This window comes from Micromonospora sp. R77 (genome assembly GCF_022747945.1).
Taxonomy (GTDB): domain Bacteria; phylum Actinomycetota; class Actinomycetes; order Mycobacteriales; family Micromonosporaceae; genus Micromonospora.
Genome location: NZ_JALDST010000001.1, coordinates 4,269,434 through 4,281,028 on the forward strand (window position 1 = coordinate 4,269,434; position 11,595 = coordinate 4,281,028).

Sequence of the window (11,595 nt, forward strand, 5' to 3'; positions counted from 1 at the left end):
GGCCGGCTTCTGCCCGGCTTCCGGCTGGGCGCGGCCAGGGCCAGCCGGTCAGGCTCGTGGGTGCGCCTGGCGGTACGCGGCCCGCAGCCGCTCCACCGACACGTGGGTGTAGATCTGCGTGCTCGCCAGCGACGAGTGCCCGAGCAGTTCCTGCACCGCGCGCAGGTCCGCGCCTCCCTCCAGCAGGTGGGTGGCCGCCGAGTGGCGCAGCCCGTGCGGGCTGGTCCGGGGCAGTCCGGCGGCCTCGGCGTACCCGGCGACGATCCGGCGGGCGGTGGTCGGGTGGAGGCCGCCCCGCGCCCCGAGCAGCAGCGCCGCACCGGAGGCGGGACCGGCCAGGGCGGGCCTGCCCCGGCCCAGCCAGTCGTCCAGCGCGCGCTGCGCCGGCACCCCGTACGGGACGGCGCGTTCCCGACCGCCCTTGCCGAACACCCGCACCACCCGCCGCGCCTCGTCCACGTCGGTCAGGTCGAGGCCACACGCCTCGCTGATCCGTACCCCGGTGCCGTAGAGCAGTTCGAGCAGCGCGCGGTCCCGCAACAACACCGGTTCCGCCGCGCCGGCCGGAGAACCCCCGGTTGCTCGGACACCTCCCCGGTGCCCGGTGCTTCACCGGCGGCCGTGCCCGTGCCCGCTACCTCCCCGGTGGTCGTCCCGGTGTCCGGTGCCTCGCCGGCGGCGATCCGCCTGCCGGGTGCCTCGACCAGGGCGGCGGCCTGGTCGGCGCGGAGCACGGCAGGCAGCTCACGGTGTGCCCGGGGGCTGGCCAGCGGGGCGGCCACGTCGGCGGGCAGCACACCGGCCCGGTGCGCCCAGGCACTGAACGTGCGCGCCGAGGCAGCCCGGCGGGCCAGCGTGGTGCGGGCCGCGCCCAGGGTGCGCTGCTTGGCCAGCCAGCTGCGCAGCACCGACAGGTCGAGCTGCTCCGGCGCGGCGCAACCCATCCGCACGGCGTGGTCGAGCAGCGAGACCAGGTCGGTGACGTAGGCCCGGACGGTGTGTGCGGAACGGTTGCGGACCCGGGAGAGGTGGTCGGCGAAGTCGTCCACCGCCTCGCGCATCGCCGGGGGCAGAGCGGCGTGCGCCTCCCGGGTGCCGCCGTGCTCGCGGCTCACCACGGGACACGTCCACGGCCGACGGGGGAGCCGGCGTCGTCGCCCTCGGGGTACGGCGGGGGTACCGCCCCGGCGCTGCTGTCGGCGGTCACCGGCCCAGCGTAAGGGCACGTCCGCACCGGGGCAGCCCGCCGGGCCGCCGGTGTCGGTGCCGGCTCCGACGGTGGCGTCGGGGGCTGGCTGGCGATGCCGGGACGGGAGAAAATACAGGGGCGAAGGGGGATCGCGGCGCGGGCGTGACGGGGCGCGGACCGCCGCCGCTTCCCGTACAGAGGGCTGCTGCCGGGGACGGCCGAGGCGGCGCGCGCGGTGGGGACGGGCGCCGGGCCGGATGCGGCGACGGCCGCGGTGATCTCGATCGCCACGAGCCGCCGACGGGAGAGGGGACCGACCGTGGGTGTGGATGTCGTCCGCTACCGGCTGGTCCGGGCCGGTCCGAACCGACGCCGGGCGTCGTACGTGGCGGCCGAGGTGGTGGCCGATCCCGACGACGTGCTGCTGGAGCTGCTGAAGCGGGTGCGGGGCGGAGGTCGTACGCCGCTGCTGGACCGGATCGACCCCCTCGGTGAGCTGGTGGTGGGCGCGGACGCGGTGCCGCAGCTGCTGGCGGACCTGCGCTGCCTGGCCGAGGCGGCCGAGGCACCGGCCGAGCGGGACCAGATCCGCCGGCTGGCGCTGCTGGCCCGCCGCTGCCTGCACCACCAGGACGTGGAGATCCGCTTCGAGGGCGACTGACCGGGTCGCGCCGGCCGCCGTGCCGCCGGGCTGTCACCCGGTGCTGCCCGTCGGGGTGCCGGTGGTCCGCCGGGTCGGGGGCGGGGCGAGGGCGTACCCGTCGTCCCGGCGTACCACCATGGCCAGTTCCTCCAACATGGACAGCTTGCGCATCGCCGTGCGGACGTCCACCCCGGCCCGGGCGGCGAGGACGTCCAGCCCCAGCACGCCCCGCCGGGGCAGCGCCTCCAGCACCAGGGTCGCCTCGTCGTCGAGCCGGTCCCGTGGCTGCTCCGGGGTGCGCGCGGGCGGGGCGAGGTCGTACCCGATCCGCCCCACCTCCTCCAGCACGTGCGCGACGCCGGTGACCAGCCGGGTCTTGGGCTGTTCGCGCAGCAGTTCGTGCGCGCCGACCGACATCGCGGAGGTGACCGGCCCCGGCACCACCATCGCGGTGCGGTTGAGGGCGATCGTGCGGTTCAGGGTCTGGGTGGCCCCGCTGCGGGCCGCCGCCTCGACCAGCACCGTGCCCCGGGTGCCGGCGGAGATGACCCGGTTGCGGATCAGGAACCGGGGTCGCAACGGCTCGGCGCCCGGCATCCACTCGCTCACCAGCAGGCCGGTCTCGGCGATCCGGTCGAAGAGCGCCGTGTTGCCCATCGGATAGGGGCGGTCGACCCCGCAGGCCAGCACGGCGACGGTCAACCCGCCGGCGGTCAGCGCGCCCCGGTGCGCGGCGGAGTCGATGCCGAAGGCGCCGCCGGACACCACCGTCCAGTCCCGGTCGGCCAGCCCGTAGCCCAGCTCGGTGGCGACGTGCGTGCCGTACGCGGTGGCGGCCCGGGCGCCGACCACGGCCACCGACCGGTCGAGCGCCTCCGCCAGGGGCCAGGCACCGCGCACCCAGAAGCAGAGGGGCGGGGCGGTCTCGATGTCGACCCGGCGGTTGGCGCCGGACAGCACCAGTCGCCGCAGGTCCGCGACCGTGGCGGGCCACTCGTCTTCCTCGGGGGTGACGATCCGGGCGCCCAGCCGCGCGGTACGCGCCACCGCCCGCTCCGCCACCGCCCGGGCGTCACCGGCCGCCGACCGGGCCGCCACGGTCGCCCGCAGCCGGTCCTCCGGGGCCCCGCCGTCGAGGAGCAGCTCCAGCGCGTCGACCGGGCCGAGCCGGTCGACCAGCCGGTGCACCGACCAGGTGCCCGGTTCGGTGAGCCAGGTCAACGCCACCCGCGCCAGCAGGCGGGCCTCGGGGGTGCTCACGTGCCTTCTCCCGTCCTCAGGTGGATGGCCTCCGCGACGTCGCCCCCGTCGGGGCGGTCCCGCCCGTCGAGGTCGGCGATGGTCCAGGCGAGCCGGATGACCCGGTCGAAACCGCGGGCGGAGAGCGACCCGGAGTCGAGTCGCCCGCGCAGTTCGCGGGTGTCCCGGGCGGGCAGCCGCCACGGCGGACGACGCAGGTGGGGGCCGGGGATCTCCGCGTTCAGCCGGTGGCCGGTGACCGCCCAGCGGGTGGCGGCGGCCTGTCGCGCGGTGGCCACCCGGGCGGCCACGGCGGCGGACGACTCGCACGTGTCGCCGGCCGACAGCAGCTCCGCCGCCCGGACCGGGGGCAGTCGCACCTGGACGTCGACCCGGTCCAGCAGCGGTCCCGAGAGCCGGCCGAGATAGCGGCGCCGGGCCAGCGGGCTGCACTCGCAGTACGCGTCCCCGGCGGGCTTGGCGCAGGGACAGGGGTTCGCGGCCAGCACCAGCTGCGTCCGGGCCGGATATTCCGTCCCGCCCCCGGCGCGGTGGAGCTGGATCCGGCCGTTCTCCAGCGGCTGCCGCAACGCCTCCAGCGCCGCCTTGCTGAACTCGGGCGCCTCGTCGAGGAAGAGCACTCCGCGGTGGGCCAGCGACACCGCGCCGGGACGGGCCAGCCCCGACCCGCCGCCGACCAGGGACGGCACCGTCGCGGTGTGGTGCGGCGCCTGGAACGGGGGCCGACGCAGCAACCGGCCGCCCGGGGGCAGCAGCCCGGCCACGGAGTGCAGCGCGGAGACCTCCAGGGCGGTCTCGTCGTCCAGCTCGGGCAGGATCGAGGGCAGCCGCTCGGCGAGCATGGTCTTGCCCGCGCCGGGCGGCCCGAGCAGGGCCAGATGGTGCCCACCGGCGGCGGCCACCTCCAGGGCCCGCCGGCCGAGCTGCTGCCCGGCCACGTCGCTCAGGTCGGGGCCGCCGGGGGCGGCGGTCGCCGGCGCGGTCGGCGGCTCGATCAGCGGGGTGCCGTCGCGGACGAAGGCGACGAGCCGGTGCAGGGTGTCCACGGCCCGTACTCGGATCCCGGGGATGACCGCGGCCTCGGCCGCGTTGTCGACCGGCACGACGACCCGGGCGAAGCCCGCCCGAGCGGCGGCGGCGACCATCGGCAGGACGCCCCGGACCGGCCGGACCGTACCGTCGAGCCCGAGTTCGCCGAGGACCACGGTGCGCTCGACCGGCAGCAGCGGCAGCTCGCCGGAGCCGCCCAGCACCGCCACGGCGATAGCCAGGTCGAACGCCGAGCCGTACTTGGGCAGCGTGGCCGGGAGCAGGTTGAGGGTGATCCGCCGGTTGGGCCACTTCTCGCCCGAGTTCACGATGGCGGCGCGGACCCGGTCACGGGCCTCGTGCAGCGCGGTGTCGGGCAGCCCCGAAATGACCACCGCCGGCAGCCCGGGCGCCAGGTCGGCCTCCACCTCCACCACGTGCCCGGTCACCCCGACCAGCCCCACGCAGATCACCTTGGCGTAGCTCATGGTCAGAACGCGCCCTTGAGGTGTTCGACCCGGGCCGCGCCGGCACCGGCCAGGCGGACCGCCAGGACGTCGAACCGCACCTCGTCGGCGGTGGTGCCGGTCTCCGCCAGCCAACGGGCCGCCAGGCCGCGCAGCCGGCGCGCCTTGGCCGGCACCACCGCCTCCGCCGGGGTGCCGAAGTCATCGGTACGGCGGGTCTTCACCTCGCAGAACGCCAGCACCTCGCCGTCGAAGGCGATGATGTCGATCTCGCCGTCGGGGCAGCGCCAGTTCCGGGCGACCGGCCGCAGCCCCGCCTCGATCAGGTGTCGCAGGGCGCACCGCTCGCCGTACGCGCCGACGGCCTGGTTCCGCTTCGTCATGGCGTCCACGGTGCGGACCGGCCGGGCCCGCGTGCCGCCCCGGGGCGGCGACCTGTGGACGACGGACCCGCCTGTGGACAGCCGGACGATCATGCGGGTGGCGTGCTATGCGACCGGGCCGACCGTCACGCTGCGTGTGCCCGCGATGACCCTCCTCGTGCCGGAATGACCGGGACGCTCGTCACCCACCGGGGCGGATGGCGCGCGTGGAGCGGGTCGCATACCGTGCCGGTCGTGGACGGACGACGGAGCTTTCCCGACGATCAGCAGGGGTCGCGCTGGAGCGACCGGGGGTACCCCGAGGGGGACTGGCGCGGCACGGACGACTCCCGCTACCGCGACGACGACTTCCGTGCCCCGGAGCAGCGTGGCGGCACCGACGAGGGCCGGTACGCCGACGCCCCGCCCCGGTACGGCGACACGGGACGCTTCGGCGCGGCCGACCCGCTCGGCGACGTACGCCAGGAGACCGAGGGTTACCGCGGCCGTTCCCGTCGGGGCGAGCCGGACCCCTCGGAGGTCTCCGGCGAGCTGCCCGGCGAGCGCGGTGGCCGCCGGGCGGCCCGGGAGAGCGCGGACCCGCTCGGGCTCGGTGGCCTCGCGCGAGACGGCCGACCCGCTCGGTACGGACCGGACGTCCGACGCACCGCGGCCCGCTCCGCTCGGCGGCTACCCGATCGTCGAGCCGTCCCGCCCGGACGGGTCGGCGCACGGCGCCCTCGGCGTCGTTGACGGTCGGTGACCGGCCGTCCGGTCCGACGCCCCTCATCGTCGGCGAGCGGCCGTCCGGCCCCGCCCCGGCGGGCCCTGCCCCTCCGGCCCCGCCCCGTTCGGCGCGGGCGAGCGGCCGGGCGGTGGGCCGGTGTTCGGCGCGGGTGAGCAGCCGGCCGGCGCGGCAGGGTTCGGGGAGCAGCCAGCCGGCCCGCCCACCGTGCACCCGCTGGACCTGCCGACCGGACCCATGCCGGCGGTCCTGCCCCGTCCGGACGGGCCGCCGCCGGGCGACGGGGTCTACCGGACCCGCCGGCCGGCGCTGGCCGTGCTGCTGGCGGTGCTGGTGCTGGTCTTCGAGGTCCCCGCGCTGCGGGTGCTGCTGCACGGCCTGCTCGGTGACCCGGTGTCGGCGTCGCACGTCGTGGTCGGCACCTTCCTGGTGGCCGGCCTGCCGATCTTCGCGGCCGGCCTGTACGGGCTGCGCACCGGCGGGTTGGCCCTGGCCGACGGCTCGCGGGGCTGGTTGCGCCCGCCGACGGCGTACCTGACCGTCGGGCTGGTGCTCTTCGTGGCGGCGGCCCTCGCGGTCGGCTGAGCCCACCAGCCGCAGGTGTTAACAGGGGCCCCTTCCTATGCGAAATGCGTTAAGAAGGGGCCCCTCCTTACACCCGAAGGGTGCGCGTACACTGGTCAACCGGCGACCGCCTCGTGCGGTCGACCTCGCGCGCCCTCTCCACGGTTCGTCGTGGGGCGACGGCTCCCTGGTCCCGATCCCGTTCGGGCCCACCATGGCCGGCGACCAGGCGCCAGGACGCCCGGCCACCGGCCGGACGTGACAAACCAGGGATCTTGAGGAGTACCCCACCATGGCCGTCGTGACCATGCGTCAGCTGCTGGAGAGCGGTGTCCACTTCGGGCACCAGACCCGGCGCTGGAACCCGAAGATGAAGCGCTTCATCATGACGGAGCGCAACGGCATCTACATCATCGACCTGCGCCAGACCCTCGACTACATCGAGAAGGCGTACGACTTCGTGCGGGGCACCGTCGCCGAGGGTGGCAGCATCCTCTTCGTCGGCACCAAGAAGCAGGCGCAGGAGGCCATCGCCGAGCAGGCGACCCGGGTCGGCCAGCCGTACGTCAACCACCGCTGGCTCGGCGGCATGCTGACCAACTTCCAGACGGTGTACAAGCGCCTTCAGCGGATGAAGGAGCTGGAGGCCCTGGGTGACCTGAGCGGCACCGCCGCCGGTTACACCAAGAAGGAGACCCTGCAGCTCTCCCGCGAGAAGATCAAGCTCACCAAGACCCTCGGTGGTCTGCGGGACATGCAGAAGCTCCCGGCCGCGGTGTGGATCGTCGACACCAAGAAGGAGCACATCGCCGTCGACGAGGCCCGCAAGCTGGGCATCCCGGTGATCGCGGTGCTCGACACCAACTGCGACCCCGACGAGGTCGACTTCCCGATCCCGGGCAACGACGACGCGATCCGCTCGGCCGAGCTGCTGACCAAGGTCGTGGCCGCCGCCGTCGCCGACGGTCTGATCGCCCGCTCCGGCCGTCGTCGTGGTGGCGACGAGAAGCCCGAGCCGGGCCAGGTCGGCGCCGACGAGCCGCTGGCCGAGTGGGAGCGCGAGCTGCTGGAGCAGCCGAAGAAGGCCGACGAGCAGCCGGCGCAGGCCGCCGAGCAGCCCGCCCAGCCGACCGAGCAGCCCGCCGAGCAGCCGGCGACCGCCGCCGCGGAGTGACCGCACCGTCGCGTCCCCGCCGTCCGTCCCGACGGGCGGCGGGGCGCGGCGGGTACGCCGGGCACGTCCGGCCCGGATCCGGGTAACCGGCACCCAGACCATCCCACCGACACGACACCGAAGAGAGAGTCATGTCCAACTTCACCGCCGCGGACGTCAAGAAGCTCCGCGACCTCACCGGCGCCGGCATGATGGACTCCAAGAAGGCGCTGACCGAGGCTGAGGGCGACTTCGACAAGGCCATCGAGATCCTGCGCGTCAAGGGCGCCAAGGACGTCGGCAAGCGGGCCGGCCGCACCGCCGCCAACGGTCTGGTCGCGCACTCCGGCAAGGCGCTGCTCGAGCTCAACTGCGAGACCGACTTCGTCGCCAAGAACGACGCCTTCATCGCCCTGGCCCAGCAGCTCGTCGAGCACGGCGAGCGCAGCGGCGCCGGCACCGCCGAGGAGCTGCTGGCCAGCTCGATCGACGGCAAGCCGGTCGCCGACCTGATCCAGGAGCAGTCCGCCAAGATCGGCGAGAAGCTGGTGCTGAACCGCTTCGCCAAGCTGGACGGCACCACCGCGGTCTACCTGCACCGCAAGAGCCAGGACCTGCCGCCGGCGGTCGGCGTGCTGGTCGAGTACGCCGGCAAGACCGACGAGGCCGGTGACGCCGACGCCCGCGCCGTGGCCATGCAGATCGCCGCGATGCGCCCGAAGTACCTCACCCGGGACGAGGTGCCGGCCGAGGTCGTCGAGTCCGAGCGGCGCATCGCCGAGCAGACCGCCCGCGAGGAGAACAAGCCCGAGGCGGCGCTGCCGAAGATCGTCGAGGGCCGGGTGAACTCCTTCTTCAAGGACTACGTCCTGGTCGAGCAGGCGTCGGTCGCCGACAACAAGAAGACGGTGAAGCAGGTGCTGGCCGACGCCGGCATCGAGGTCACCCGCTTCCTGCGGTTCGAGGTCGGCCAGGCCTGAGCCGCCGGATCGGGCGCATGACGCGTCCGTGGGCAGGGAACCAAGGACGAGGAGGCCCGGTGTACGTGACAGGCACCGCGGCCTCCTCGTCACATAGGGTCGGCAAGGGCAGCTACGCGGTACGCGGCGCACGTGCGGTGCGCGACGGGAAGGGCGGGTCGGATGACGCAGGTTGTGAGTGACCGGAGCCTGGCGGCGGATGATCCCACCGCCCCGCCGCCCGGCCGGGCGCGTCGGGTGGTGCTGAAGCTCTCCGGCGAGGTCTTCGGCGGCGGCGCGATCGGTGTCGACCCGGACGTCGTGCAGGCCATCGCCCGGCAGATCGCCACCGTGGTCCGCCGCGGCGTGCAGGTCTCCGTGGTGGTCGGCGGCGGCAACTTCTTCCGCGGCGCGGGGCTGCAGAAGCGGGGCATGGACCGGGCCCGGGCCGACTACATGGGCATGCTCGGCACGGTGATGAACTGCCTCGCGCTCCAGGACTTCCTGGAGAAGGAGGGCATCGAGACCCGGGTGCAGAGCGCGATCACCATGGCCCAGGTCGCCGAGCCGTACATCCCGCTGCGGGCGATCCGGCACCTGGAGAAGGGCCGTGTGGTCATCTTCGGTGCGGGCGCCGGCATGCCCTACTTCTCCACCGACACGGTGGCGGCCCAGCGCGCGCTGGAGATCCGCGCCGACGTGGTGCTGATGAGCAAGAACGGCGTGGACGCCGTCTACACCGCCGACCCCCGGGTCGACCCCACGGCCAGCAAGCTCGACTCGATCACCTTCTCCGAGGTGCTGCGCCGCAACCTGCGGGTGGCCGACGCCGCGGCGTTCAGCCTCTGCATGGAGAACGGCCTGCCGATGCTGGTCTTCGGCGCACAGGGCGACGACACGATCGTCCGCGCCGTCAGTGGCGAGAAGATCGGCACCCTGATCACCGCCTGACCGGCTCCGCCGACGACAGCGGCCCTCCCCACGACATCCCGCAGAGCCCACGACGAGCACAAGAAGGAGGCGAGGAGACCGGTGATCGACGACACCCTCCTCGAAGCCGAGGAGAAGATGGAGCGTGCCATCGAGCACGCCAAGGAGGAGTTCGGCGCCATCCGCACCGGTCGCGCCAACGCCGCCATGTTCTCCAAGGTCATCATCGACTACTACGGCAGCCCCACCCCGCTGCCCCAGATGGCGTCCATCGGCGTTCCCGAGCCGCGCATGGTGATCATCAAGCCGTACGACAACTCGCAGATCAACGCCATGGAAAAGGCGATCCGCGACTCGGACCTCGGCGTGAACCCGAACAACGAGGGCAACCAGCTGCGCATCCTGCTGCCGCAGATGACCGAGGAGCGGCGGCGCGAGATGATCAAGGTCGCCCGGCACAAGGGTGAGGAGGCCAAGGTGGCCGTCCGCAACATCCGCCGCAAGGGCAAGGAAGAGCTGGACCGCCTCGTCAAGGACGGCGAGGTCGGCGAGGACGAGGGCCGCCGCGCCGAGAAGGAGCTGGACGACCTGACCCAGCGCTTCGTCGCCATGGTCGACGAGCTGGTCAAGCACAAGGAAGCCGAGCTGCTCGAGGTCTGAGCGCCCGACGACCCACCCGGCACCGGGCCCGCCGCCTCCCGCGCGGCGGACCCGGTGCCGTCGTCGTGCCGGGGCCAGCGTCCGCCGTGCCGGGTTCCCCGGTGCAGTAGGCTCGGCACGATTCCCGACCACCACCGGGTGAACGGCGGGGGTCACCCGGCCGTCGGGCCGGTCAACCGGAACTTCGCACGCCTGTAGGGGATGTCTTGGTCTTGCGTCATGTGGTGGCACTCGTACCGCGTCCGCTCGGTGCGTGATGTCCCACCCCGACCCCTACGGCGCCACCGATCCCCGCGGCTGGGACCGGCCGGACCGACCGCCCGCGCTGCCCTGGCCGGAGACCGACCTGGAGCCGGGTCCGCGGCGGCGGCCGGGCGGCAACCCTGAGGCGTACGCCGAGCCGCAGCGCCGGCCCCGGCCGACGGCGGACCCGTACGCCGAGCCGTACGCCCGACCCGACGTCGACCGGCACGAGCCGCCCCGCGCCGGCCACCCCGCCCCGTACACCGGGCAGCTCGGCGGGCCCGACGAGCACCCCGGGGCGTACGACGAGCGCGCCGGCCGGGTCGACGGCCGCTCCGGGCGCGACCGGGACGACCACGACGGACCCGGTCGGGACGACGAGTACCCGACGGCGCAGCTCGCGCCGGTCCGGGCCGACGTGACACCCGACCCCGAGCCGGGGCGCCGACGGGCCGCCGGTCCCGGGGGCGTCGCCGGGCCAGTGCCGACCGGCCGCCCACCCAGCAGGCCGCGCCCAGCCGGGCCGGCCGCAACCTGCCGGCCGCGATCGCGGTCGGGTTGGGGCTCGGCGCGGCGATCCTGGTGCCGCTCTTCTTCTATCCGCTGGCCTTCCTCGGGGTGATCGCCGTCGCCGTGGCGATCGGCATCTGGGAGATGGCCCGGGCGGTACGCCGCAGCGGCGCCCACCCGCCGCTGGTGCCGCTGATCGCCGGTGGTGTGCTCACCGTCGGGCTGGCCTGGTTCGCCGGCCCGGACGCGTTGAGCCTGGGCCTGCTGGTCACCGTCCTCGGCACGATGATCTGGCGGCTCGGCGACGGCCCCGGCAACTACCAGCGGGACCTCACCGCGGCCACCCTGATCGCGGTCTACGTGCCATTCCTGGCCGGCTTCGCGGCGATGCTGGCCGCGGCACCCGGGGACGGTCGGCTGCGGGTCCTGGTGACCCTGGTCGCGGTGGTCCTCTCCGACACCGGCGGTTATGCGGCGGGCGTCTCCTTCGGCAAGCACCCGATGGCCCCGTCGATCAGTCCGAAGAAGTCCTGGGAGGGGTTCGCCGGGTCGGTGACCGCGGCGGCGGTGGGCAGCGCGGTGCTGATCTGGCTCTTCTTCGACGTGGCCCCCTGGTGGGGGGCGCTGTTCGGGGTGGCGGTCTCCGGCGCGGCGGTCCTCGGCGACCTGGCCGAGTCGATGATCAAGCGGGATCTCGGCGTGAAGGACATGAGCAACCTGCTGCCCGGTCACGGTGGTCTGATGGACCGGCTGGACTCGATCCTGTTCGCGGTCCCCACGGCCTACCTGCTCCTCGCCCTCTTCGCCCCGGCGGCGGGCTGAGGCATGAATCACGTCGCGGGAGCCGGCTCCGTCGCCTGGTCGGGGTCGATTCGGCACCC

At 74.5% G+C, this 11,595-nt stretch carries 11 protein-coding genes and 2 pseudogenes; 9 read left to right on the top strand and 4 right to left on the bottom strand.

Annotated features, from left to right (window positions below; translation table 11 throughout):
- Nucleotides 1-48: 48 nt before the first annotated feature.
- Nucleotides 49-1,061, bottom strand: a pseudogene (locus tag MRQ36_RS20210) (tyrosine recombinase XerC).
- A gap of 447 nt (nt 1,062-1,508) precedes the next feature.
- Here MRQ36_RS20210 and MRQ36_RS20215 point away from each other — a divergent pair.
- Nucleotides 1,509-1,850 (top strand): hypothetical protein, encoded by a 342-nt coding sequence (locus tag MRQ36_RS20215; protein ID WP_242797688.1) that lies wholly within the window; start codon nt 1,509-1,511, stop codon nt 1,848-1,850.
- A 33-nt stretch (nt 1,851-1,883) separates the two neighbouring features.
- On the opposite strand, the gene MRQ36_RS20220 is transcribed toward MRQ36_RS20215, so the two are convergent.
- The 3 genes from MRQ36_RS20220 to MRQ36_RS20230 are packed head-to-tail and all read right to left on the bottom strand — an operon-like array spanning nt 1,884 to nt 4,971.
- Nucleotides 1,884-3,092: a DNA-processing protein DprA gene (locus MRQ36_RS20220; protein WP_242797690.1), complete on the bottom strand. Its 1,209-nt coding sequence runs from the start codon at nt 3,090-3,092 to the stop codon at nt 1,884-1,886.
- Entirely contained in the window at nt 3,089-4,609 is a 1,521-nt protein-coding gene (locus MRQ36_RS20225) for a YifB family Mg chelatase-like AAA ATPase (RefSeq protein WP_242797692.1), read from the bottom strand. The genes MRQ36_RS20220 and MRQ36_RS20225 overlap by 4 nt, the downstream gene beginning before the upstream one ends.
- 2 nt (nt 4,610-4,611) lie before the next feature.
- Nucleotides 4,612-4,971 (bottom strand): YraN family protein, encoded by a 360-nt coding sequence (locus MRQ36_RS20230; RefSeq protein ID WP_242797694.1) that lies wholly within the window; start codon nt 4,969-4,971, stop codon nt 4,612-4,614.
- Between the two features lie 234 nt (nt 4,972-5,205).
- On the opposite strand from MRQ36_RS20230, the gene MRQ36_RS20235 reads away from it, so the two are divergent.
- The 8 genes and pseudogenes from MRQ36_RS20235 (at nt 5,206) to MRQ36_RS34495 (ending at nt 11,536) form a co-directional block, all read left to right on the top strand.
- Entirely contained in the window at nt 5,206-5,703 is a 498-nt protein-coding gene (locus MRQ36_RS20235; RefSeq protein ID WP_242797696.1) for a hypothetical protein, read from the top strand.
- A gap of 187 nt (nt 5,704-5,890) precedes the next feature.
- Nucleotides 5,891-6,280 (top strand): annotated as a pseudogene (locus MRQ36_RS20240) (hypothetical protein); the annotation flags it as partial.
- Nucleotides 6,281-6,551: 271 nt separating this feature from the next.
- Nucleotides 6,552-7,433, top strand: coding sequence for a 30S ribosomal protein S2 (rpsB, locus tag MRQ36_RS20245; RefSeq protein ID WP_242797698.1), 882 nt, complete (start codon nt 6,552-6,554; stop codon nt 7,431-7,433).
- A 131-nt stretch (nt 7,434-7,564) separates the two neighbouring features.
- A complete protein-coding gene (gene tsf, locus MRQ36_RS20250) occupies nt 7,565-8,392 on the top strand; it encodes a translation elongation factor Ts (protein ID WP_242797700.1) in 828 nt (275 codons plus the stop codon).
- A gap of 162 nt (nt 8,393-8,554) precedes the next feature.
- Nucleotides 8,555-9,322: a UMP kinase gene (gene pyrH / locus MRQ36_RS20255; RefSeq protein WP_242797702.1), complete on the top strand. Its 768-nt coding sequence runs from the start codon at nt 8,555-8,557 to the stop codon at nt 9,320-9,322.
- An 81-nt stretch (nt 9,323-9,403) separates the two neighbouring features.
- The gene (gene frr, locus MRQ36_RS20260) at nt 9,404-9,961 is read left to right on the top strand and encodes a ribosome recycling factor (protein WP_242797704.1); all 558 of its coding nucleotides are present in this window, start codon (nt 9,404-9,406) and stop codon (nt 9,959-9,961) included.
- Between the two features lie 253 nt (nt 9,962-10,214).
- Complete coding sequence (locus tag MRQ36_RS34490) at nt 10,215-10,826, top strand: hypothetical protein (protein ID WP_374250468.1); 612 nt, start codon at nt 10,215-10,217, stop codon at nt 10,824-10,826.
- Nucleotides 10,763-11,536, top strand: coding sequence for a phosphatidate cytidylyltransferase (locus tag MRQ36_RS34495; protein ID WP_374250470.1), 774 nt, complete (start codon nt 10,763-10,765; stop codon nt 11,534-11,536). Before MRQ36_RS34490 ends, MRQ36_RS34495 begins: the two co-directional genes overlap by 64 nt.
- Nucleotides 11,537-11,595: the final 59 nt, after the last annotated feature.

Bases quoted from the DNA above. Each gene is read 5' to 3' on its own strand.
- MRQ36_RS20225 (WP_242797692.1), bottom strand. From the start codon at position 4,609: ATGAGCTACGCCAAGGTGATCTGCGTGGGGCTGGTCGGGGTGACCGGG.
- MRQ36_RS20230 (WP_242797694.1), bottom strand. From the start codon at position 4,971: ATGACGAAGCGGAACCAGGCCGTCGGCGCGTACGGCGAGCGGTGCGCC.
- rpsB (WP_242797698.1), top strand. From the start codon at position 6,552: ATGGCCGTCGTGACCATGCGTCAGCTGCTGGAGAGCGGTGTCCACTTC.
- tsf (WP_242797700.1), top strand. From the start codon at position 7,565: ATGTCCAACTTCACCGCCGCGGACGTCAAGAAGCTCCGCGACCTCACC.
- pyrH (WP_242797702.1), top strand. From the start codon at position 8,555: ATGACGCAGGTTGTGAGTGACCGGAGCCTGGCGGCGGATGATCCCACC.